A 22,210-nucleotide genomic window follows, 5' to 3' on the forward strand; every position below is an offset into this window, starting at 1 on the left:
TCTGCGTGGCTAGGCAGGCCGATATCTCGAAGGTATGTCGGAAACGGGCTCGTCCCGTGTCGGGCGCGCCCTGGATGGGGCCCGGCTGCGGTGTAATCCGCCCGCCACCCACAAACCCCAAGGAGCATCATGAATACCTTCTATCCGTCCAGCCTCGCGATGCGCGCGGCTGCCGTCTGCGCTTGCCTCTTCGCCGGCCAGGCGATGGCCGGCACCATGCCGTCCCCGTCCAGCCTGCCCGCGTGCCATTCGGGCATCGAGGCGGACGTCACTTGTCGCCTGCCTGTGAAGAACGGCAATTTCGCGAGTCTCGCCGGTTGGGAAGCGCTCGGGCACGTCTCCCTCGGCAACGACGGCAACAAGTCTTATGTATCGATGAGCTACGGAAGCTCGATCCAGCAGCCGGTGTACGCCATGTTCTACAAGTGGAGTGGCGCCACCTATGCCCTCAGCTTTCGTCTGCGCGCCGAGTCTGCCGACGCGGACGTCGATGCATCGCTCTACATGAGCGACGACACCGGCCGGTATACCCAGTACATCGGAAGCGTGCAGACCACGGCCACCGCGGGCGAATGGCGTAACGTCGTGGTGGTGGCGAACGGGAAGCCTACCCCCGCGCCCGCGCACGTACTCATCAAGATCTCGAACACCGCCCCCGGCTCGTCGGTCCAGGTGAGCGATGTCACGCTCGTCGAATCGGCGGATGCCGAAGCGGTCGACCTGCGCTGATCGAAATCAGCCGCCGCCCGTGCGGGCGGCGGCATTCAATCGGAAGGCCGCACGATGCGCAGCTCGGTACCGAGCACGCCGGGCAGGGTGCGCAGGGTGCGTACCAGGTCGGGCAGGGCGCGAACCCGCCATGCGTCCCCCAGCTCGAAGCTGGCCTGGCCGACCGCGTTGCGGTACCCCGCAAGCAGGAGTGGTGTGCGACCGCCGCGATAACCCATCAGCGCCTGGCGCAGGTGCTGCGGGAAGTCGGAACCCACGCCATTGAGCTTCACCGTCAGCAACCGGCCGAAATGTTCCATCGCGTCGGACAACGAATAGGCCTTGCGTGCGCGCAACTGGTAACCGCCAGCGAAGTCGTCGATGCGCAGCCCGCCTTCCACCACGATGAGGTTGCCACGCGTGAGCAGCGGTGCGGCCTCGGTGAATACCTCGCGGAAGAAGCTGGTTTCCAGCAGGCCGGTGGCATCTTCGATCTGCACGAACGCGTCGCTGTCCCCGCGCTTGCGCATGCCTACGACCATGCCGGCAACGGTCCACGGCGTTTCCGGGCCGCGACGGAACCGGCTTGCGTTGTCGTCATCGTCGCTACGGCGCGGCTTGGGCGGCTGGTAGCGCTGCGGAATTTCCCCGATCGGGCAGCTGGACAGTTGCGCCAGTTCCGCTTTCCACGGATCGGTGGGATGCCCGGACAGGTAGTGGCCAAGCGTATCGTGCTCGCCTTGCAGCAGCTGCTCGAGCGGCCACTCCGGCACCGATCCCGAGAGTTCGATGATGCTCGGCGCCTCGGCGGCCCCGAACGCATTGCCGAAGATGTCGACTTGCCCCGAGGCGCGGTTCTTCGCTTCCTGGTCCGCGGCGCGCATGGCTTCGGGAATGTGCATCAACAGCGTGGCGCGATTCTCGCCGAGCGCGTCCAGCGCACCCGACTGCACCAGTGCTTCCATGGTGCGCTTGTTGAGCTTGTTCGAGCCCACGCGCTGGCAGAAATCGACCAGCCCGCGGTAAGGGCCGCGTGCCTTGCGCTCGGCCACGATCTCTTCGCAGATGCCCTGGCCCACGCCCTTGATGGCGCCGAGCCCATAGCGCACCACCTTCGGTTCCACCGCTTCGAACATCCAGTCCGACGCGTTCACGTCCGGCGGCAGCACCGTGATGCCGATGGCGCGGGTTTCGTCGAGGAAGGTGACGGCCTTCTCCGTGTTGTCCATGTCCGACGAGATCGTCGCGGCCATGAACTCCGCGGGATAGTGCGCTTTCAGCCACGCGGTCTGGTAGGACACCAGTGCATAGGCGGCCGCGTGCGACTTGTTGAAGCCGTAGCCCGCGAACTTCTCCATGAGGTCGAAGATCGCGTCGGCCTTGTCGCCGTCGATACCGTCCTTCGCCGCGCCCTCGCGGAACGTGGCGCGATGCTTGATCATCTCCTCGGGCTTTTTCTTGCCCATGGCACGGCGCAGCAGATCGGCGCCGCCGAGCGTATAGCCGCCGACGATCTGCGCCATCTGCATCACCTGCTCCTGGTAGACCATGATGCCGTAGGTCTCTTTCAGGATGGGCTCGACGCGCGGATCGGGATACTCCACCGCTTCCTTGCCGTGCTTTCGCGCACAGAAGCTGGGGATGAGGTCCATGGGGCCCGGGCGATACAGGGCCACGAGGGCGATGATGTCCTCGAAGCGGTCCGCCTGCGCTTCCTTCAGCATGCCCTGCATGCCGCGGGATTCGAGCTGGAAGACGGCCACCGTCTGCGCCTTCTTCAGCAGATCGTAGACTTTCGGATCGTCCAGCGGCAGCGATTCGATGACGAGCGGTTCGATGCCTTCGCGTTCGCGCCGCTTGTTGATCGCCTTCACCGCCCAGTCGATGATCGTGAGCGTGCGCAGGCCGAGGAAGTCGAACTTCACGAGGCCCACGGCCTCCACGTCGTCCTTGTCGTACTGGGTGACGACACCTTCGCCGCTCGGCTCGCAGTACAGCGGCGCGAAGTCGGTCAGCGGGGTGGGCGCGATGACCACGCCGCCCGCGTGCTTGCCCGCGTTGCGGGTGAGACCTTCGAGGCTCAGTGCAAGGTCGATGAGCGCACGCGGTTCTTCTTCGGTGTCGTAGATATTGCAGAGTTCGGTGACGACGCGGTCCGGCTCTTTCTTCGCTTTCTCCGAACGCCCGAGGGCGTCCGACAGCGTCAGGTCCAGCGGCCGGTTCGGGATGAGCTTCGCGAGGCGGTCGACCTGGCCGTAGCCCATGCCGAGCACGCGCCCCGAGTCGCGCAGCACGGCCTTCGCGGCCATCGAACCGTAGGTGATGATCTGGCTGACGTGGTCACGGCCATACTTGCGCGCGACGTAATCGATCACCTCGTCACGGCGGTCCATGCAGAAGTCGATGTCGAAGTCGGGCATCGACACGCGTTCGGGATTGAGGAAGCGCTCGAACAGCAACTCGAACTGGAGGGGATCCAGGTCGGTGATCTTGAGTACCCAGGCAACGAGCGAGCCGGCGCCCGAGCCACGTCCCGGACCTACCGGAATGCCATTCTGCTTACCCCAGTTGATGAAGTCGGCCACGATGAGGAAGTAGCCGGGGAAGCCCATGCGGATGATGACGTCGACCTCGCGATCGAGCCGCGCCTGGTAATCCTCCAGGGTCTTGCCCGGGGCCAGCGGATGCGTCGCCAGCCGCTCTTCCAGGCCTTTCTGCGCCTGCTCCCGGATGTACGTGTCGAGCGTGTGGCCCTCGGGTACCGGGAAGTTCGGCAGGTAGTACGTGCCGAAGGACAGTTCGAGGTTGCAGCGGCGCGCCAGTTCGACGGTGTTTTCCAGCGCTTCGGGAATGTCGGCGAACAAGGCCTCCATCTCTTCGGGCGACTTGAAGTACTGCTCTTCGCTGTAGTCGCGGGGACGTTTCGGGTCCGCGAGCACGCGACCCTGGTTGATGCAGGTGCGCGCCTCATGGGCTTCGAAGCCCTCCCGCTCGAGGAAGCGGACATCGTTGCTGGCAATCACCGGCAGTTCGTACTCGCCGGCCAGCGCCATGGCGGCACGCACCCAGTGTTCCTCGTTTTCGCGGCCCGTGCGGGTCAGTTCGAGGTAAAGACGGTCGGGGAACAGACGCCGCAGGCCCTCCAGCCGCTGGCCGGCGGCGGGCAGCCCGCTGCCGAGCGCGATACGGGCCACCTCGCTCTCGCGTCCGGCGATGGCGATGAGGCCGCGCACGCTTTCCGGGTGCATCCAGGTGGCCTCCACGAGGGCCCGGCCGCTGCCCTGGCCTTCGCGCCATGCGCGCGATACCAGGCGCGACAGGTTCAGGTAGCCGTCGCGGTCCTGGCAGAGCAGGGTGAGGCGCCACGGGCGCGGATCGTCGGGGCTGGACACCCAGATGTCGCACCCCGCGATCGGCTTGACGCCGGCCGCCGTGCACTGCTTGTAGAACTTCACCAGGCCGAAAAGGTTGTTCTCGTCCGTCAGTGCGACGGCCGGCATCCCCATGCGCGCGCAGGCGGCGACCAGCTGCTTGATGCGGATGGTCGAGTCGACCAGCGAGTATTCGCTGTGCAGGTGGAGATGGGCGAAACGGACAGACATGGACGGCGCCGGATGGTGCAGAGGGAAGGCTACCCCGGCGGGTGCGGGCAGGACAAGAATTGACAGGTTCGGCGGGAGGCCTCACCGCATATGCGCATCCGGGTGCTCGATGAACCAAAGTCCCGCAAACAACTTCGCGTCAATCGAAAACCCCTCCTCGGCGCGTTCGAACAGCCAGCGCCCCGCTTCGGCGCGCGGCACCTCGTGCACGATGATGTTCTCGGTCTCGTCGCCACCGCCCTCGCCGACCTTCACGAGGTCCCAGGCGCGCGCGAAGGCGATCATCTCGGTACTCATGCCTGCCGAAGAAGGGCCCTCGTGCACGAATTCGATGCGACCGCAGGCATAGCCGGTTTCCTCTTCCAGTTCACGCCGCGCGGCAAGCAGGACGTCCTCGTCTTCCGACCCGGTGATGTCGCCCACCAGGCCGGCGGGCATCTCGATGGTGTTGGCGAGAATGGAGACGCGATACTGCTCCACGAATACCACCTTGTCCTCCGGCGTGACCGCCAGGATGATCACGGCGCCGCGCGGATTGTTGCGCACAGCGTACTCCCAGCGCCCGCGCTTCTTCAGCGTGAGCCACTTGCCTATGAACATGGTCTCCTCGGGCGCGGAAGCGTCGTCGGGAACGGGCGAGGCGTGCGGCAGCGGACTGTTCTGCATGGGCGGCTCCTTGGCGGGACGGCGAAGTATCCGTACAAGAGTATCGCTACCGTGTGACGTTGTGCCTTTGTGGGAGCCGCTTCAGCGGCGATGGTGTTTGCCGGGGTGACCGCCCGCTGCCGCGGGATCGCCGCTGAAGCGGCTCCCACACAGGAGTCAGATCAGGGCCTTCAGGCGCGTGCGGGTCAGCGGCCCGAAGCGGATGCGCTCGCAGAGGTCGTCAATGGAAGCGGCGTCCCCCGCACGGCGGCTCAAGGCATCGGCCGTCTCGGCCACGGCGATATCCAGCGCGATACGCGTGAGCCGGCGGCAGAGCAGGGCCTGCTCGGCGTGCTCCCGCAGGCGCGCCGCGCAGGCGGCCGCCCCGCGGATGCGCAGGTACGGCACTTCGTCCACGCGCTCGAGGATGTTGTCCAGGCTGCCGAAGTGTGCGAGCAGGGCCGCGGCCGTCTTGGCGCCGATGCCCGGCACGCCGGGAATGTTGTCCACCGCATCGCCGCAGAGGGCGAGGTAGTCGGCCACCTGGTGCGGGTGCACGCCCATTCGCTCGAATACCCCGGCGGCGCCCCAGCGTACGTTCTTCGCGAAATCCCATTGCTCGTCGGATTCGCCCAGCAATTGGCCGAAATCCTTGTCCGCGGAAACGATGACGCCGCGGAAACCATGCGAGCGCAGACCCCAGAGCGCGCTGCCGATGAGGTCGTCGGCTTCGTACTGGTGGTCGTTGAGCACGGTGAGTCCGAGTGCGGCCGCGATCTCCCGGCACAGCGCGAACTGGCGCACCAGCTGTGGGGGCGGCAGTTCGCGATTCGCCTTATAGGCCGGATAGATAGCGTTCCTGAACGACGTGGTGAGCGATGCGTCGAATGCCACCGCGATGTGTTCGGCGCGGCTGCGTTCGAGCAGTTCGCAGAGGAAGCGGGTGAAGCCATGCACGGCGTTGACCGGCTCGCCCTCGTGGTCGTGGAACTCGTCGGGCATCGAATGCCACGCGCGGAACACGTACAAGCTGCCGTCCACCAGGTGGACGAGCGAATCGCCGCTCACGGATGCCACACGCTGGCGACGTCGTCGTACGAGGGCCGGTCGCGCTCGGGCGCTTCCATGGCCGGCGTGCCGATATGGATAAAGCCCACGATGTGCTCGCTCTTCTTCATGCCGAGGAGCTTCGCCACGTCGCGATCGTACGCCGCCCAGCCGGTGAGCCATTGGGCGCCGTACCCGAGGGCCTGCGCACCCAGTAGAAGGTTGTAGGCGACGCAGCCGGCGGTGAGGGTCTGCTCGATCTCGGGCACCTTGCTCTCGTCGTCGATCTTCGCCGACACGACGAGCACCAGTGGCGCGTGTTCATAACGGTGCCGCTCTTTCTCCCGCTTCGCTTCGGAAAGGTCGGGATTCGCGTCTTCCGCGATCTTCGCCAGCTTGCGGCCGAAGGCGAGCTTCGCGTCACCGCGCAGGATGCGGATACGGAAGGGAACCAGCTTGCCGTGGTCGGGCACGCGCAGCGCCGCTTCGATCAGGCGGCGCAGCGTGGCATCGTCGGGCGCCGGCTCACCGAGCTGGCGCGAGGGCACGGAGCGGCGGGTGTCGAGAAAGGCGAGATCGGTCATCCGCCCAGTTTACCGGACCCCGTCAGCCCCTGTGGGAGCCGGCTATGCCGGCGATCCCGCGGCAGCGGGCAAAACTGGCCGCGAGTACACATCGCCGCTGAAGCGGCTCCCACAGTGCCTTGTCTACGGATGGGCGGGCGGCCTGCTGTCGTCCGGCGGCGGCAGCGCGTCGTTCGGGCCCAGGTGGTCGACCGCGTCGCGGCGTTGTTCGGGCGACTGGCTCTGCCATCGATTCATCAGCGCACGCTGCTGTGCCGGGGGCAGGTTGCGGAAGCGCTCGAAGGCGTCGTGCAGCCGGTCCCGTTGCTCGGGCGAGAGGTCCTGGAATTTCTGCCGGTTGCGGCGAGCTTCCGCGCGCTCCTCGGGCGTCATGTGCTGCCAGCGCTCGATGCGCTCGCGGATCTCGGCCCGCCGCTCGGGCGGCAGCCCGCGCCAGCGCTGCGCCTTGTCGAGCATCTTCGACTGCCGCTGCGGCGGGAACGTGTCCCAGTCACGCGCCAGCGGCGCGAGGATGTCCTTCTCGTCGGCCGAGAGCGCCTTCCACGGCCGCGGGGCGGACACGGGCGGCGGTTCCTCCTGGCCGGTAGGCGGCGGCGGAGGACGATCCTGCGCCATGGCGGCATGTGGTGCCGCGAGCGCGAGCAGCAGGGCGAGGACGAGCGGAGCGCGGCGCATGGGCATCACTTGCGGGACGAGGGACGGGTGTCGTTGTAGGCCAGCCAGCTATAGAACTGGAGGTCCTTGTAGAGGGCCGGATCGGCGCTGTCCGCATCGGGCGGCAGGTCGTTGGGCTCGCCGTCGCCGGGCTGGGCGACCACGGCAGGCGACGGCGGGCCGCCGCCCGGTTGCCACACCATGAGCGTGGCAAGGGCCAGCACGGCGAACGCGCCGGTGGGCAGCAGGAGACGCCGCGCCGTCGAATGGTGCGGATGGGCCAGGGCCGTGCGCCGCGCGGCGCGCAGGCGTCCGGCGACGACCGGATCGACGTCCCGGCTGGCGCGCAGGTACAGGTTCCTGGCGCGGCGTTCGAGTTCCTGATCGTGCTGGCTCATCGCCATGCCTCCAGTTGATCGCGCAGCGCATGCATCGCGCGCGAAAGATGGGTCTTCACACTGCCGTCGGAGCAGCCCATGGCTACGGCCGTTTCGGCGACATCCAGGCCTTCCATGACGCGAAGCACGAAGGCTTCGCGCTGCCGCCGCGGCAGGTTGCGCAGGGCCGCGACGATGTCCGCGTAAGCCTGCGAATCCTGCAATCGTGCCGACGGGTCCGGACTGTCGTCGGCGGGTTCCCACTGCGGGAGCTCGTCGCCGTCGTCGTCCTTGCCGCCACCCAGCCAACCCACCACGATCGAGCGCACCTTGCGGCGGCGCTGCAGGTCGACGATGCGGCGGCGCAGGATGCCCCAGAAGAGCGGCGTCCATTCGCCCGCCGGCTTGTCGCTGTAGTGGTGCACGAGCCTCAGCATGGCGTCCTGCACGGCGTCCAGCGCGTCCTCCCGGTTGCCCAGGTGGATCTCGGCCATGCGCCAGGCCCGCCGCTCGATGGCGGCCAGGAACGCATCCATGTTCGCGGGTACCTCGCGCAGGCCGTCGAGCGATGCGCTGTCGAGCGCGAGCGAGGCGTTCACGGCCTTCTCCGCGTCGTCGGTCTCGGCATCCTCGTGCTCCATACGGCCTGGTTCACTCCGGTAAACGCGGTCGGCGACCGCCGGTTGACTGCCCGTTCGACGCAATATCTTCCGGGCGTTGATATTTATGGGTTATGAAGTGGCCGGTCGCGCGCGCAGCGGCCAGGCCACCATGGCCGCGAGGGCCGCGCCGGCGAGCGCCAGCACCACGTCCCCGGGCCCCTGGGCCAGGCGCGCCAGTTCCACGAGCATCGCCGGGCCCGCATCGCTCATGGCCCGCGCCAGGCCGATGCCCATCATGCCGGCAATGGTGGCCGCGGCCACGAGACAGGCGGTGTAGGCGGCCGCCAGCAGCGTGGCACCCGCGGCCAGCACGGCCCCCGCGACACCGCGGAAGCGGAGCCAGCGCCGCGTCACGACGCCCAGCACCCACCCGGCCGGCAGTACCAGTGCGGGCAGTGCGCGGCCGAACATCATCGACGGCAGCATCCACACCGCCCCCACGGCAAGGCCGAACATCGCGGCACAGACGACGCCGAAGAGGAAGCCGGCGAGCGGGGAGCGCTCGGCCTGGGGTGGTTGGCGCGGATCGGGCATCGGATCGTGGCTGCGGGCAAAGCGCGCATGATAGCGGCCATGGCCATTTCGCGCTCTTGAGGGGACAGGCCGCTGCCCCGACGTAAGAGCCGGTGGATGCTTACCGCCGGGGCCCGGCGGGAGCATAATCGACGACTTTGCGGCCGCCCAGCGGCCTTTACAGGACAGCAATGAGCGGTTTCAGCCTCAGCAGCGAGCCCTTCACCCTCGAGCGTGACTGCCAGGCGGTCATGGTTCCGCAGGGCGAGACGGTGACGCTCCCGGCCGGGCAGATCGGCTACATCACCCAGGCCCTCGGCGGCAGCTTCACCGTGTACGTGGAAGGCAACCTGTTCCGTATCGCGGGCAACGATGCCGACGCGCTGGGCAAGGAGCCGCCGAAACCGATCGAACTCTCGGACGACGCGTCCGACGAGGACGTCGAGAAGCTCGTGTGGCAGCAACTGCGCACCTGTTTCGACCCGGAGATCCCCATCAACGTGGTGGAGCTGGGCCTCGTGTACGACGTGAGCCTGGAAACCGGCGACGAAGGCGGCCGCAAGGTCTACGTGAAGATGACGCTCACCGCACCGGGTTGCGGCATGGGTGACATTCTCGTCGACGACGTGCGCACGAAGCTCGAGATCATTCCCACCGTCATGGAAGCGGATGTCGACCTGGTGTTCGACCCACCGTGGAACCATTCCATGATGTCGGACGCGGCGAAGCTCGAGACCGGCATGCTTTAAGCACCGGTCATCAGGATTCGGGCGGTGTCGACGGAACGATGCCGACTTCGAGCGATGCGCCGTAGGTCGCGAGGGCCTTGATGCTGGCCGTCGAGAACAGGCAGGCAGGCACTTCCTGACCGTACATGCGCACATGCAGGCCCACATGCGCGTCGAGTTCGAGCGATCGCACCGCTGCGACGATCTCGTCGCGATGGGGTGCGAGCATCGCCAGCAATTCCGTGAGCGGCCCATCGAGCATGTACGTGCGCTGCCAGGGCAGTTCCACGCACCAGCCGTTTGCCCGGCGCTGCAGTTCCGACGACGCGATGCTCTCGCCTTTCTGCCAGGTGGCCGCGCCAGGGAGTTCGATTTCCGTGAGCAGGCGTTCCAGCGGGTGCCGCTCCGACGTGAGCCGGAATGCGGCGCGTACGGACGGCGTGAGGCGCCGCAGGTCGCCATCGATGTCGGAGGTCACGCTCATCCGCTGTCCTTTCGCAGGTTCATGTGGGTCGCCGCGTGTCTAGCATCGCGTTTTTCCGCGTCCTAGGGAAATCCCTAGGTAGTCGACCGCTAGTTCTTGCGCTAGGTTGACCGTGACCTTCGGCAGGGAGAACGGAGGTCGGTTCCGCGGGTGAAGGTCCATGCCGCTTTCCGAGGGAGCAGGAGGAGGGGACGGCAGGCGACCACACGGAGCCGCAGCAACGGGCATCGCGCCACGGCGCGAATTCATATCGTTCGGAATGTGGTCCCCACGGCCGCAATGGCTTCGTGCGGCCCATTCCAGGAGGAGGAACGTAATGGCAAGTCAAGTTCGCTTGAAACTCCTGGCCGCCTCGCTGGCCATCGTGGCCGCGTCGGCGGCAGGTGCGGCTACCCAGCAGGCCTTGCACGCGCAGAACCTGGGCTCCGCGCCCGTCTCGCAACTCAACGCGCGCCTGGGCCTGACGGCCGACAATGGCTTCGTCGCCAAGTCCATGGCCCCGACGGTGCGAGGCACGACCACCGTGCGCATGCAGCAGACCTTCAAGGGTGTGCCGGTTTTCGGCCATAGCATCGCCGTGGAACAGGACGCGCAGGGGAACGCGCTGGTCGCCAATGGCGTAGTGTCGTCCGATCTGCAGGTGGATATCGCCTCCGTGACCCCGCGCTTCGAAAAGAGCCAGGCGGTGGCACTGCTGGTCAAGCAGTCGAGCTCGTTCGTCAGTGGCCTGGCGAAGCCCGAGAACGGCAAGGCCGAACTCTTCATTTATCCGCAGGAGGGCGGACCCGCCCGCCTTGTATACCTCACCTCGTTCTTCTCCGGCGGCGATCATCCGACCCGGCCGACGGCGATCATCGATGCGAACACCGGGCAGATCCTCGAACAGTGGGATGGCCTGACGTATGCGAACGCCACAGGCCCCGGCGGCAACCAGAAGACCGGCCAGTACACCTGGGGTGCCAACGGCCTTCCATACCTCAACGTGACGCAGTCGGGCAGCACCTGCACGATGCAGAACACGTACGTGCGCACGTACAACATGAACCACGCGACCTCGGGCAGCGGCACGCTGTGGAGCTTCACCTGTCCGAACTCGAGCGGCGATGCCATCAACGGCGCTTATGGCCCGATCAACGACGCGCATCACTTCGGTGGCGTGGTGCACGACATGTACCAGGCTTACATGGGCATGCCGCCGCTGACCGGCGGGCAGGTTCTTCTGATGAAGGTGCACTACGGCAACAACTACGAGAACGCCTTCTGGGACGGCACCTCGATGACGTTCGGCGACGGAGCCAGCACGTTCTATCCCCTCGTATCCCTGGACGTGACCTCGCACGAGATCAGCCATGGCTTCACCGAGCAGCAGTCAAACCTCACCTACAGCGGCCAGTCGGGCGGCATGAACGAGGCCTTCTCCGACATGGCGGGCGAAGCCGCGGAGTACTACGACCGAGGATCGAACGACTGGTTGGTGGGTTCTGAGATATTCAAGGGCAGCGGCGCCCTGCGCTACATGTGCAACCCGACCCAGGACGGCGCTTCGATCGACAACGCCGCCGATTACTACAACGGGCTCGATGTGCACTACTCGTCCGGTGTGTACAACAAGGCCTTCTGCCTCTTGGCGCAGAAGACCGGTTGGAATACGCAGAAGGCGTTCCAGGCCTTCGCTCGTGCCAACGATCTCTACTGGACGGCCAGTTCCACGTACAACAGCGGTTCCTGCGGCGTCGCCACGGCGGCGAACGATCTCGGGTTCAGCTCGGCGGACGTGGTTTCCGCTTTCAGCAGCGTCGGTGTGAGCTGCTCGGGCGGTGGCGGCGGTACGGTCCTGCTGAACAAGACCGGGCTGTCGGGTGCGTCGGGGTCGGTGACCAACTACTCGGTTTCCGCGGTAGCTGGCACGCTGACGGTCACCATGAGTGGCGGTACCGGCGACGCGGACCTGTACGTGCGTCGCGGTGCGGTCCCAACCACCACGTCGTATACCTGCCGTCCGTACCTCAACGGCAATAACGAGACCTGCACCATCAATGTGTCGTCGGCAGCTACTTACTACATTCAGATCCGCGGTTACACCGCTTACTCGAATGTGGCTTTGAAGGCCGTGCAGTAACGACATAAGCAACGATCCACCACAAGGCCCGGGCGGCGACGCCCGGGCCTTCCTTATGTGGCGAAGAGACATCCCACACGACGCGGTGGGCTTGGTCGCGTACCCGCGTCGCCAGTCTGAACCTAGGTTTGTCGGACCCGCGCATGCCGCGCATCCGAAGGACCTTTCATGCGATTCATTTCTCCGGCGACCCTCCCACTGCTCGCGGTATCGACGTTCGCGATCGCGTCCCCGACGCAATACATCGTGCATTTTCCAGAGACTGCGCATTCGCGCATCCCGCGCGCCGCTACGCCACGCGCGCAGCGCATGCAGGCGACGAGCCCGGGAACGAACCGCCTCCGCTCCCTTGCCGCGGGTGGCGAGGTGTTCGAGATGAGCCCGGAGGAGGCGCGGCGGCTTGCCCGCTTGCCGGGCGTCACAGTCGAAGAAGACCTGCTGCTCGCACCGCATACGATCGTCGACTCGCTCTGGAAACGGCAGTGGTACATGCACGATCCGAAAGTGGGCGTGGATGCGCAGGTGGCATGGAAGTACACGCGCGGCGCCGGCGCCGTGGTGGCCATGCTCGATACCGGCATCACCCCGCATCCAGAGTTCGACGGCCAGCTGCTTCCGGGCTACGACTTCATCAGCGATGTGGGTACGGCGCGGGACGGCGACGGACGTGACGCGGATCCCACCGACCCGGGCAACTGGAGCGACGCCGGCGACTGCGGGGCCGCGGAAGGCAGGCGGTCCACATGGCACGGCACGCATATGGCGGGCCTCGTCGTGGCGCGTGCCGGCAACCGTCCCGGTATCGTGGGATTGGCGCCCGAGGCGAAGTTGATTCCTGTCCGCGTACTGGGCCGATGTGGCGGGCGTGCTTCCGATCTGGCCGACGCCATCGTCTGGGCCAGTGGCGGCCACGTACCCGGCGTGCCGCCCCTTGGTCGTCGTGCCGATGTGATCAACGTGAGCATGGGAAGCAGTGGTCCGTGCGTGTCGTCGTTGCGGCGCGCCATCGAGGAGGCGCGCTCGCGCGGCTCCGTAGTGGTCACATCGGCGGGCAACGACCGGAAGAACGTCAACACGAATACGCCGGCCAACTGTCCGGGCGTGGTCTCGGTTGCCGCGCTCGGCAGGGATGGTGCCATGGCGGAGTATTCGAACTTCGGCCAGCAGGTGACGTTGTCCGCGCCGGGCGGCGACCTCGGCGGAGTCGGCATGGACAACATCCTTTCCACCTGGGACACCGGCAAGCGCGGCCACGAGCGCTCGGTGTTCGGCTATCGCGGTGGCACGTCCGTTGCCGCGCCGCTCGTCTCCGCGCTGGTGGCCCTCATGCGCTCGGCCGATCCGGACATCGGCGTGGATGAGGTGGTGACCCAATTGGTCGATAACGCGCGGCCCATTCCCGGCCGCTGCCCGAAAGGCTGCGGCGCGGGGTTGATGGACGCAGGGGCGACCGTGGACGCGGTCGTCGAAGATCGTGCCCGGCGCCCTTGAGGCGCGCTGCCGATGAGCTTAATCCGGTGTCGCACCTGACGAGGCGCGGCGTCTCTACTTCAAGTCGTAACGAAGCAACTGAACCTCGTAAACATCGTCCTGTGCGACCACGTCACTGATGAACAGCTTCGGCCCCTGAATTTCCGAATACGAATAGATGTTCGAATAGGGGGTCTGTACGGGAGGCGGTGTGAGCGCGACGCCGTCGGAACCGAATGACGTGTCGAAGATTCCGGCGCGATCGACCCTGCCTATGGCCATGATGGATGGCCACGACGAGCGGCTTGCGCCGTGCAGCACGATTTTCCCGTCGTGTTGTGTCGCGAGCGAATAGATCGACAGGTGATCGGTGAACAGCGGGCTACCGCCGTTGAAGTCCTGGTCCAGCCGGCCATCGGGCATCACCTTGGCTACCCAGCCCGACACGGTCGCCGTCTCGCTGATGCCGCCCACCACCACGGAATCGTCCCCGGTCGAGGACGTCATGCTTCCCACCCTCATGCCGGGGTGATTCTTATCGCGCAGGAACACAAAACCCTCGTCTCCGAAATCGGTGTCGAGGCTGCCGTCGCTTCGACGTCGCGTGAGCACGGCGCTGGCGTTCACCGCGGACATGCCGCCGAACAGCAGTTTGCCGTCGTCCAGTGCAAGTGCGGAGAGAAGGTTGGTACCTTCGGGAACGTCATAGACGACGCCGTTGCGCCCGAAGCCGGCGTCCTGGTCGCCGTCCGCATGGAGCCTGACGATTCGCGGATACATCTTTTCTTCGAATGCCGACAGCGTCGCTGTGACGATCTTGTCGTCCGGTTGGATATCCACACCGTTGACGTAGCGCGTGCTTGCGCCGTCGTCGAAGTCGACGAGGCGGATGCCATTTCTCCCGAACGATGTGTCCAGCCGGCCGTCGAGGCCCAGGCGGGCGAAGAGCGGGGCGGTGGTGCCGTCGACGAAGAACAGGCGGCCGACGAGCACGATCTTGCCGCTGGACTGCCGTCGCATGGCAAACAGCTCAAGATCCCGCGCGCCCGGATAGAGCTCGACGATGGTTCCACCGGAAGGGAAGGTCGGGTCGGCCGTTCCGTTCTCCAGCAGGCGTCGTACCTGGACCTTTCCCGGCACGTCGTCCATGCGCGACACCACCCAGTACTTTCCATCGCCGGCCGGTATGGCGAGACCCCGCGACGCGAAGGTCGCGCGTCCGTTGTCGCCGAACGTGGGGTCCAGGTCACCGGGTGCGCGAACGTCTTTAGCGGTGTATCCCGGTGCCGGGACGCCGTCCGCACGGACGACGCCGGAGAATGGGACGACAAGCTGCGCTGCGAGCGCGAGCGCCGTGGCGCGCGCCAGCGAGGGTTGGAGGCGAGGCATGCATTTTCCCGTTGAGTAGTGACGTGCCTACAAAAGTAGACGTCGACACCTACGGAAACTACGGGAAAATTCTGAAAAATCCGGCGGATTGAATCAGATGGCTTCAAACCGGTTGGCGTCGCGATTCTTCCGCACCTTGGATGGGTCCCACACTCGCCCGTTCATGGCGATGTAGACGCCATCGGCCAGCGTCTGCACGGCGCCGACGGCGCAGCCGATGTTGAAGACGGCGTCGGATCCCTGGAATCGGGCCGGATTGAGCGCGCCGGTGAGCACGATGACCTTGCCCGGCATGCCCGCGAGGACGTGCGCCGTTTCCACCATCGTGTCCGTGCCGTGCGTGACCAGAACGTGCCGGTGCGGCTGGGCCTCGATCGTGCTGCGAATCAGGGCACGATCCTCGTCGGTCACGTGCAGGCTGTCCTTGCGCAGGATGGGAATGACGTCGAAGCGGAACGCGACACCCAACTGGTGGAGGATGTCGCCGATCTGCGGCGAGCCGATCTGGTAGTCCGACTTGTCGTCGAAGTACACCTTGTCGATCGTGCCGCCGGTGGTCACGATGGTCAGTTGCTGCATGGTCAGGCCTGGGAAGCGGGTGGAGCGGGCCGCCATTCTACATCGCAGGCGCTGGAACGCCGGTGTTCCCGGCGCCGGCCAGCAGCACGTCGTCCTCGTTGGCCGGCAGGGCCAGCCGGTCCAGGCCGCGAGCGATGAAGCGACGGCTGGCCGCCGAAGGGCGCGGATCGCCCGTTGCCACGCCCCAGCGCGCCGATCGCAGCAGCAGCGCGGCGGCCATGGTCCGCGCCAGGGTGAAGGCCAGGCCCCGCGCCGAGGCTTCCAATGACGCCCGGTCGGCCGCGACCTCGCCCAGCAACGATTCCGCCGCGTCGAGCGCCGCCGCGATGGCGGCCCGCTCAGGCGTCCCGTCGTCAGGCGCCACGTCGTCCACCGCCTGACGGAGCGGCGCCAGCCCTCCCGAAAGGGCACGCAGCATGTCGAGCGAAAGGACATTGGTGGTGCCTTCCCAGATGGCGTAGACCTGCGCGTCGCGCAACAGCTGCGGGAGGCCGGTGTCTTCGATGTAACCCGCACCGCCGAAGCATTCCAGGGCTTCCGATACGACGCGGATGGACACCTTTGCCGTCCACAGCTTGGCCAGTGGTGTGAGCAGGCGGAGCAGGGCGGCTTCATGGGCCGCGCTTTCGCCATGCTCGACGCGGCCCAGGAGGTCCGCGACATGGAACGTGAGCGAGAACGCGCCCTCGAATTCAGCCTGCATGTCGGCGAGTGTGCGCGCATGCAGCGGCTGGTCGATCAGGCGCGTGCCGAAGGCGCTGCGCCGCGTGGCGTAGTCGCGGGCGAGCGCGATGGCGCGCGCCATGCTCGCGACGGCGCAGACCGCGTTCCAGGTACGCGTGACGTTGAGCATCGGCGCAATCTGGCGCACGCCATGATCGAGCGCGCCCACCGGCGTGGCGGGCAACCCGTCGAGGTGGATTTCCGCCGTCGGCAATTCGTGCGTGCCCAGCTTCTTCTTGAGACGGTCGATGGTGATCCCGCGCCATGCACCGGTCTCGTCCTTCGTTTCCACATAGAACAGCGCGAGGGCCGCCGTACCTGTGTCCGCGCCTTCCGGACGTGCGAGAGCGAGCGCCGCTTCGCCCACCACGGCCGAACTGAACCACTTGCGGCCGTACAGGCGCCATTGGCCGTCGGTGTCCTGGCGAGCCACGGTTTCGGTGCGGCCGACATCGGAGCCGCCCGGTGTTTCGGTCATCCACTGGCCGGACAGCCAGAACGTGGCGGGATCGCGGCTGAGGAAGCGGGGCAGAGCGCGTTCGATGAGTGAGCGATTGCCCGACGCATGAAGCGCGGTGGCCGCGCCGTCGGTCATCGCGAGCGGACAGCAATAGAACCCGCTGGCGACGTGGTAGAGGTACACGCGCGCGAATTCCTCCACGCGTGCCCACGGCGAACCCGCATGGCCCGAGGCAAGTACGGCATGCAGGGTCGTGATGGCGGGGCCTTCCTCCCATGCCGGCGTGAGCGCAATGCGGTCGACGCGTGTACCCCATGCGTCCCACTGCGTGAGCACGGGCTCCGTGCGCGGCGTGCGGCAGCGGCGGTCCCATGCCATGAGTGCGTAGTCCGCCAGCGCCTCCAGGTCCGGACGCATCGCGTCGAGCCTCGCAGGCGGCAGCGTGTGCCCCAGCCATGCGTTCAGCACACGATCGTCGCGGTAAGGGTGCGCAAGCCGGGGCGCGTCCTGTACGAAACTCATCGGGGCATCCTCGCCGTCGGAATCGATGGTGCTAGCCTGCACCGCCGCGGCGCGTTCGTCGATACGCTGCGCAGCATGCCGAGGTGCTAGCGCCTGCGCCGCACGCCGGCGCCGAGGCTGCCGATCAACAGCAGGGTGAGGGCGATCTCGATGAAGGCCAGCCAGCGGTCGCCGGTGGAACTCCAGGCTTCCGATACGCCATGGCAGAAATAGAACAACGCGAGGATGCCCACCCATAGCAGCGCGCGGGCCACGTTGGGCAGCGACAGAAGCGGCAGGAGCAACGGCGGCACGGTGAGCGCGAAGGCGACCCATGCCGGTATCGATACCGGTGTGTAGAGGGTGTACCAGAGCACCTGCACCAGGAGCAGGCCGGCCCAGGCGAACAGGCCGGTGCGCTGCATGGTGGTCACGTGGACGCGCCCAGTCGGCGGGCCACGTCGGCAAGCCGCTTGCCCAGGGCGCGCGCCAGTTCGCGTTCGTGTTCGCTGATGGCGTTGTCGCCCCGAGGCCCGGCCACGTGGCTGGCGCCATAGGGCGTGCCGCCGGTGAGCGTGCCGGTGAGCGCCGGTTCGGTGTACGGAATGCCGACGATCAGCATGCCGTGGTGGAGCAGGGGCAGTGCCATCGAGAGCAGGGTGGCTTCCTGGCCGCCGTGCATCGTGCTGGTGGACGTGAACAAGGCGGCCGGCTTGCCCGCCAATACCCCGGACGCCCATTCGGCGCCGGTGGTGTCCAGGAAATACTTGAGAGGCGCGGCCATGTTGCCGAAGCGGGTGGGGCTGCCCATCGCCAGCGCCACGCACTCGGTCAGGTCGTCACGCGTGACGTAGGGGGCGCCCTCCTCGGGCTCCGGCGGCATGGCCGTTTCGGTCACCGGGGCCACGGGCGGCACCTGGCGCAGCCGGGCGCGCATGCCGGGCACCTCCTCCACGCCGCGGGCCACGAACCGGGCCAGCTGGGCCGTGTGTCCATAGCGGCTGTAGTAGAGTACGAGAACGTCGTGGGACATGGATGGGGTGCCTTTGCGAAGGCCCTTAGTCTCGCAGAACTGCCACGCGTTCCCAATCGTTCGGGACTTCGATGAGGATGGACATGCCGCTGCGCATCGACCGCGACCGCGCGCTCAGCTTCACGCGCTTCACCTGGCTGCGCTTCGTCGACGACAAGTGCTTCGAGACGGCCGGCGCCCTTTCGTACACCACGCTGGTGTCGCTGGTGCCGCTTACAGTGGCAGTTTTCGCTGTGCTTTCCGCGTTCCCGGTGTTCGCGGAATGGCGGGGCTCGCTGGCCAACTACGCCTTCCAGAATTTCGTGCCGGCCACGGGCCTGAAGATCCAGGAATACATGCTGGCCTTCGCCGACAAGGCCAGCCAGCTCACGGGCATATCCATTCTCGTGATGCTGTTCAGCGCCGTGTCGATGATGATCAGCATCGAGGACCGCCTCAACCGCATCTGGCGCGTGCGCAAACCGCGCGGATGGACATCGCGCCTGCTGCTGTACTGGGCCGCGTTGACGCTCGGCCCCATCCTCGTGGTGGGCGGGCTGGCGTTGTCGTCGTACATCGCTGCGTTCCCGCTGCTGCACCAGGCCGCCGACCAGATCGCCACGCAGAGCCGCCTCATCAACCTGCTGCCTTTCGCCATCACCTTCGTCACGCTGGTGCTCATGTACACGATGGTGCCGAACCGGCGCGTATCGTGGCGGCATGCGGCGGTGGGCGCCTTGCTGGGCGCCATTCTTTTCGAACTCGCGCGCTGGGGCTTCGCGGAGTTCATCCGCAACTCGCCCAACTACGAGGAAATCTACGGTGCCCTCGCGGCCATCCCGATCTTCCTCCTCTGGATCTACCTTTCGTGGATCATCGTGATCCTCGGTGCTTCCATCTCGGCGTCCATCTCGGCGTTCGAATACACGGTGCCGCACGAGGCCTTGCCCGATGGGGCGGAGTTCATCGGGCTGCTCGTGGTGCTCCAGCACTTCGTTTCGGCGCAGCGCACGGGCGAAAGCGTCGATCCGGCCATGATCCGGCTGCGCGAGCCCTACCTGCCGTCGAGCGCCATCGCATGTTATTTCGAAGACCTGCAGCGTGCCGACATGATCCAGCGCTGCGAGGCCGGCGGCTGGATGCTCAGCCGCAGCCTCGATGCCACCGAGCTGCTGCGGGTGTACCGTTGCACGCAGTACCGACTTCCGCTGCGCCCGCGCGCCGAGGTGCAGCGTCTCGATATCAAACTCCCCCCGGAACTCCTGGGTTTGCTGGACAATCTGGCCGAAGCGCTCGACGCCACCCTCGGCGCGCGCCTCGACAAGCTGTTCCCGCCCCCGCCGGTTCCCGTCCCCATCGAGGATAGCCCTGCATGATCCGCCGCCTTCTCGCCACTGCCGCACTGGCCGTCGCCTTGCCCGTCGCCGCCGCCCCGGTCGTGAAACCCGAACTCAACGTCACCACGCTGGACGGCAAGCCGTTCAACCTCGCCGCAGAGCGAGGCAAGTGGGTGGTGGTCAATTACTGGGCCACGTGGTGCGTGCCCTGCATCAAGGAGATGCCCGACATTTCCGCCTTCGTGAAAAGCCGCAAGGACGTCGCGGCCATCGGCCTCGCATTCGAGGACACCGAGAAGAAGGACATCGAGGCGTTCCTGCGCAAGCATCCCGTGGCGTACCCGATCGCGCAGGTAGACGTCACCCAGCCCCCGAAGGACTTCGACTCACCGAAGGGCCTGCCCACCACGTTCCTGATCGCGCCTGACGGCCACATAGCCCATCGCTTCGTCGGGCCCGTCGACGCCACGAAGCTCAACGAGGCCATCGCCAAGGGTTCATGACATGAAGACCGCGCGGTTCATCGTAAGGGGCAGGGTGCAGGGCGTCTTCTTCCGCGCATCGGCGCGCGATCAGGCCAACGCACTGCGGCTGCACGGACACGCGCGGAACCTGGAAGACGGCAGCGTCGAGGTTGTCGTGCAGGGTGGGGCGGAAGCCATCGACGCGATGGAAGCCTGGTTGCGCGATGGTCCGCCGCAGGCCGAGGTGAACGAGCTTTACCGTGAAGACCTCGGCTCGCACGAGATGCCCACAGGTTTCCACATTCGCTGACAAACCACTGTAGGAGCCGCTATAGCGGCGAGGAAACCTCGCGCCATCGTGGCCAGGTTACGGCAGCTTGCCCTCGCCGCCATGGTGGCTCCTACACGAGAGTGTTCAATCCGTCGGTCCGGTGGCATTCGCCGGGCGGGCCAACAGGGTCGCCGGGATTTTCTCGCCGTCCGACAGCGTGAAGGTCACGATGACCTTGTCGCCGGGTTTCACCGCCTGTTTCGGCTGCATCAGCATCACGTGGAAGCCGCCCGGGGCGAAGGCCACGGTGCCCTTGGCCGGCAGCGGCACGCTGTCGACCATCTCCATGCGGCCCATGCCGCCATCCGTGCTGCTGCGATGGATCATCGCTTCGCCGTACTGCGGGCTTTCCGCGCCGACGATGGACAAGACGCGGTCAGAACGATTCGCGAACGTGACGTAGCCGCCGGCGGGCAGGGTGCCCGGCAGCACGCGCACCCATCCGTTCGTCGCCTGTACGTTCGGCGTGTCGGCGGCGTGCGCGGCACCGATGCCACAGAGGGCCAGCGCGAAGGCGAGGAAGCGGATCGTCATGAGCGTGCCTCGAGCGAGGTGAGCAGGTGCAGGTCATGGACGATGTCGTCCTGGGATGCGGACGGCGTGGCGAGCAGCCGGGCCTTGCCCTCGGCGTCGAAGAAGTAGATCGCCGAGCTATGGCTGACCTCGTAGTTGCCGTCGCCGCGATCGGGTTCTCGCGTGAAGGCCGAGCGATAACGCTTGGCCAGTGCTTCCACTGCCGCCTGGGAACCGACGAGGCCCACGGCGCGCTTGTCGAAAGCATTGACATAGGCATGCATCACTGCCGGCGTGTCGCGGGATGGATCGACGCTGACGAAGAGGATGCGCACGTTGTCGGCAGCGGGGCCGAGGCGGTCCAGCACCACATGCAACTGGGTGAGCGTCAGCGGGCACACGTCCGGGCAGTGGGTGTAGCCGAAGTACATGACCGCCACCTTGCCTTTGTAGTCGGTGCCGGTCACTGCCTTTCCGTTGTCGTCGGTCAGCTTGAAATCGAGATCGGGCAGGTGGCCCGACACATCGTTCAAGCGCCACTCCGGCTGCGGTTCGCGCTGGCACGCGGCGAGCGAGGCGACGGCGACGACGGCGGCCAGGACCATGAGGGACCGGCGGAAGAAGGATGGCTTCATGCGAGGCTCCGCGAGATATCCTGCGCAGGATACGCCACCGTACCTGCCCGCAGGCACCCGCACCGAGGAATCACAGCGCATGCGACAACCTGTCAACACGGCCACCGCCATCCTCGTCGGCTTCGCGGGCGCCTCGGCGGTGGCGCTCGGCGCATTCGGCGCGCACGCACTGCGCGGCAGCCTGGACGCGTCGGCCCTGGCCACGTGGCACACCGGTGTCGAATACCACTTCTGGCACGCGCTGGCGTTGTTCGTGGCGGTGGTGGGATTGCCCGCGGGGCGGGCACGACGCTTCGCGATCGGCGCGTTCGCCTCGGGCATCCTGTTTTTCTCGGGAAGCCTCTACGCGCTGGCGCTGGGAGCGCCGCGCGTGGTGGGCATGATCACCCCCGTGGGCGGCGTGGCCTTCATCGCAGGCTGGCTGGCATTGGTGACCGCGCTTCGCGCCAGTCCCCGCGCCATGTAGCAGCCGGTACCTCAAGGTCACTCGTCGGCGTCTTCCACCGGATCCACCTTGCGTGCCTTCAGGCGGCCGGTGCGGCGCAATGCATCGCGCAGCACGTATTCGATCTGTGCGTTGAGCGAACGCAACTCGTCCTCGGACCATGACTGCATGGCCTCGAGGACGGCCGCGCTGATGCGCAGCGGATAGGCTTTTTTCTCGGCCGCCACG

The 22,210-nt window shown here is 66.6% G+C and carries 25 protein-coding genes; 8 read left to right on the forward strand and 17 right to left on the reverse strand.

What is annotated here, in order from left to right:
• Nucleotides 1-129: 129 nt before the first annotated feature.
• Complete coding sequence (locus tag ACPYOD_RS08690) at nt 130-729, forward strand: hypothetical protein (protein ID WP_481301341.1); 600 nt, start codon at nt 130-132, stop codon at nt 727-729.
• Between the two features lie 35 nt (nt 730-764).
• Here the strand turns inward: ACPYOD_RS08690 and dnaE are convergent, their stop codons facing one another.
• The 8 genes from dnaE to ACPYOD_RS08730 all read right to left on the reverse strand — a co-directional run bounded on the left by dnaE (nt 765) and on the right by ACPYOD_RS08730 (nt 8,813).
• Nucleotides 765-4,310 carry a DNA polymerase III subunit alpha gene (gene dnaE, locus ACPYOD_RS08695; RefSeq protein WP_481301342.1) on the reverse strand — a complete coding sequence of 1,182 codons (3,546 nt, stop codon included), beginning with the start codon at nt 4,308-4,310 and terminating at the stop codon, nt 765-767.
• An 81-nt stretch (nt 4,311-4,391) separates the two neighbouring features.
• Nucleotides 4,392-4,976, reverse strand: a complete 585-nt coding sequence (locus tag ACPYOD_RS08700; RefSeq protein ID WP_481301343.1) for an NUDIX hydrolase — start codon at nt 4,974-4,976, stop codon at nt 4,392-4,394.
• A 156-nt stretch (nt 4,977-5,132) separates the two neighbouring features.
• Nucleotides 5,133-5,957 carry a 5'-3' exonuclease gene (locus tag ACPYOD_RS08705; protein ID WP_481301391.1) on the reverse strand — a complete coding sequence of 275 codons (825 nt, stop codon included), beginning with the start codon at nt 5,955-5,957 and terminating at the stop codon, nt 5,133-5,135.
• A gap of 62 nt (nt 5,958-6,019) precedes the next feature.
• Nucleotides 6,020-6,586, reverse strand: coding sequence for a nitroreductase family protein (locus tag ACPYOD_RS08710; RefSeq protein WP_481301344.1), 567 nt, complete (start codon nt 6,584-6,586; stop codon nt 6,020-6,022).
• 123 nt (nt 6,587-6,709) lie between these two features.
• Complete coding sequence (locus ACPYOD_RS08715; RefSeq protein WP_481301345.1) at nt 6,710-7,261, reverse strand: DUF3106 domain-containing protein; 552 nt, start codon at nt 7,259-7,261, stop codon at nt 6,710-6,712.
• A 5-nt stretch (nt 7,262-7,266) separates the two neighbouring features.
• Entirely contained in the window at nt 7,267-7,638 is a 372-nt protein-coding gene (locus tag ACPYOD_RS08720) for a hypothetical protein (RefSeq protein ID WP_481301346.1), read from the reverse strand.
• Complete coding sequence (locus tag ACPYOD_RS08725; RefSeq protein WP_481301347.1) at nt 7,635-8,258, reverse strand: RNA polymerase sigma factor; 624 nt, start codon at nt 8,256-8,258, stop codon at nt 7,635-7,637. Before ACPYOD_RS08725 ends, ACPYOD_RS08720 begins: the two co-directional genes overlap by 4 nt.
• A 90-nt stretch (nt 8,259-8,348) precedes the next feature.
• On the reverse strand, nt 8,349-8,813 hold the full coding sequence (locus tag ACPYOD_RS08730) for a hypothetical protein (protein WP_481301348.1): 465 nt from the start codon (nt 8,811-8,813) through the stop codon (nt 8,349-8,351).
• Between the two features lie 170 nt (nt 8,814-8,983).
• On the opposite strand from ACPYOD_RS08730, the gene sufT reads away from it, so the two are divergent.
• Entirely contained in the window at nt 8,984-9,541 is a 558-nt protein-coding gene (gene sufT, locus ACPYOD_RS08735) for a putative Fe-S cluster assembly protein SufT (protein ID WP_072322880.1), read from the forward strand.
• A gap of 10 nt (nt 9,542-9,551) precedes the next feature.
• Here the strand turns inward: sufT and ACPYOD_RS08740 are convergent, their stop codons facing one another.
• On the reverse strand, nt 9,552-10,004 hold the full coding sequence (locus ACPYOD_RS08740) for a DUF4279 domain-containing protein (protein WP_481301349.1): 453 nt from the start codon (nt 10,002-10,004) through the stop codon (nt 9,552-9,554).
• A gap of 316 nt (nt 10,005-10,320) precedes the next feature.
• Here ACPYOD_RS08740 and ACPYOD_RS08745 point away from each other — a divergent pair, with 316 nt between their 5' ends.
• Both ACPYOD_RS08745 and ACPYOD_RS08750 read left to right on the forward strand, forming a co-directional pair.
• Nucleotides 10,321-12,123, forward strand: a complete 1,803-nt coding sequence (locus ACPYOD_RS08745; RefSeq protein ID WP_481301350.1) for a M4 family metallopeptidase — start codon at nt 10,321-10,323, stop codon at nt 12,121-12,123.
• Between the two features lie 168 nt (nt 12,124-12,291).
• Nucleotides 12,292-13,614, forward strand: coding sequence for a S8 family peptidase (locus tag ACPYOD_RS08750; protein WP_481301351.1), 1,323 nt, complete (start codon nt 12,292-12,294; stop codon nt 13,612-13,614).
• 54 nt (nt 13,615-13,668) lie between these two features.
• Here the strand turns inward: ACPYOD_RS08750 and ACPYOD_RS08755 are convergent, their stop codons facing one another.
• The 5 genes from ACPYOD_RS08755 to wrbA all read right to left on the reverse strand — a co-directional run bounded on the left by ACPYOD_RS08755 (nt 13,669) and on the right by wrbA (nt 18,278).
• Nucleotides 13,669-14,982: a hypothetical protein gene (locus tag ACPYOD_RS08755; protein WP_481301352.1), complete on the reverse strand. Its 1,314-nt coding sequence runs from the start codon at nt 14,980-14,982 to the stop codon at nt 13,669-13,671.
• Between the two features lie 93 nt (nt 14,983-15,075).
• Complete coding sequence (locus ACPYOD_RS08760) at nt 15,076-15,561, reverse strand: asparaginase domain-containing protein (protein WP_481301353.1); 486 nt, start codon at nt 15,559-15,561, stop codon at nt 15,076-15,078.
• Nucleotides 15,562-15,598: 37 nt separating this feature from the next.
• Nucleotides 15,599-17,266 (reverse strand): acyl-CoA dehydrogenase family protein, encoded by a 1,668-nt coding sequence (locus ACPYOD_RS08765; protein ID WP_481301354.1) that lies wholly within the window; start codon nt 17,264-17,266, stop codon nt 15,599-15,601.
• 86 nt (nt 17,267-17,352) lie between these two features.
• On the reverse strand, nt 17,353-17,670 hold the full coding sequence (locus ACPYOD_RS08770) for a DUF2069 domain-containing protein (protein ID WP_481301392.1): 318 nt from the start codon (nt 17,668-17,670) through the stop codon (nt 17,353-17,355).
• A gap of 5 nt (nt 17,671-17,675) precedes the next feature.
• Entirely contained in the window at nt 17,676-18,278 is a 603-nt protein-coding gene (gene wrbA, locus ACPYOD_RS08775; RefSeq protein WP_481301355.1) for an NAD(P)H:quinone oxidoreductase, read from the reverse strand.
• Between the two features lie 83 nt (nt 18,279-18,361).
• Between wrbA and ACPYOD_RS08780 the strand changes: the two genes are divergently transcribed.
• The 3 genes from ACPYOD_RS08780 to ACPYOD_RS08790 are packed head-to-tail and all read left to right on the forward strand — an operon-like array spanning nt 18,362 to nt 20,368.
• The gene (locus ACPYOD_RS08780; RefSeq protein WP_481301356.1) at nt 18,362-19,633 is read left to right on the forward strand and encodes a YihY family inner membrane protein; all 1,272 of its coding nucleotides are present in this window, start codon (nt 18,362-18,364) and stop codon (nt 19,631-19,633) included.
• A complete protein-coding gene (locus tag ACPYOD_RS08785) occupies nt 19,630-20,097 on the forward strand; it encodes a TlpA family protein disulfide reductase (RefSeq protein WP_481301357.1) in 468 nt (155 codons plus the stop codon). The genes ACPYOD_RS08780 and ACPYOD_RS08785 overlap by 4 nt, the downstream gene beginning before the upstream one ends.
• Before the next feature lies 1 nt (nt 20,098).
• Nucleotides 20,099-20,368 (forward strand): acylphosphatase, encoded by a 270-nt coding sequence (locus ACPYOD_RS08790; RefSeq protein ID WP_481301358.1) that lies wholly within the window; start codon nt 20,099-20,101, stop codon nt 20,366-20,368.
• A gap of 105 nt (nt 20,369-20,473) precedes the next feature.
• Here the strand turns inward: ACPYOD_RS08790 and ACPYOD_RS08795 are convergent, their stop codons facing one another.
• Nucleotides 20,474-20,923: a copper chaperone PCu(A)C gene (locus ACPYOD_RS08795; RefSeq protein ID WP_481301359.1), complete on the reverse strand. Its 450-nt coding sequence runs from the start codon at nt 20,921-20,923 to the stop codon at nt 20,474-20,476.
• Entirely contained in the window at nt 20,920-21,537 is a 618-nt protein-coding gene (locus ACPYOD_RS08800; RefSeq protein WP_481301360.1) for an SCO family protein, read from the reverse strand. Before ACPYOD_RS08800 ends, ACPYOD_RS08795 begins: the two co-directional genes overlap by 4 nt.
• A 79-nt stretch (nt 21,538-21,616) precedes the next feature.
• On the opposite strand from ACPYOD_RS08800, the gene ACPYOD_RS08805 reads away from it, so the two are divergent.
• On the forward strand, nt 21,617-22,003 hold the full coding sequence (locus tag ACPYOD_RS08805; RefSeq protein WP_481301361.1) for a DUF423 domain-containing protein: 387 nt from the start codon (nt 21,617-21,619) through the stop codon (nt 22,001-22,003).
• A 17-nt stretch (nt 22,004-22,020) separates the two neighbouring features.
• Here ACPYOD_RS08805 and ACPYOD_RS08810 read toward each other — a convergent pair whose 3' ends face one another.
• Nucleotides 22,021-22,209 (reverse strand): type II toxin-antitoxin system antitoxin, encoded by a 189-nt coding sequence (locus ACPYOD_RS08810; protein ID WP_481301362.1) that lies wholly within the window; start codon nt 22,207-22,209, stop codon nt 22,021-22,023.
• Nucleotide 22,210: the final 1 nt, after the last annotated feature.

This window comes from Luteibacter sp. HAY1-4A (genome assembly GCF_056755355.1).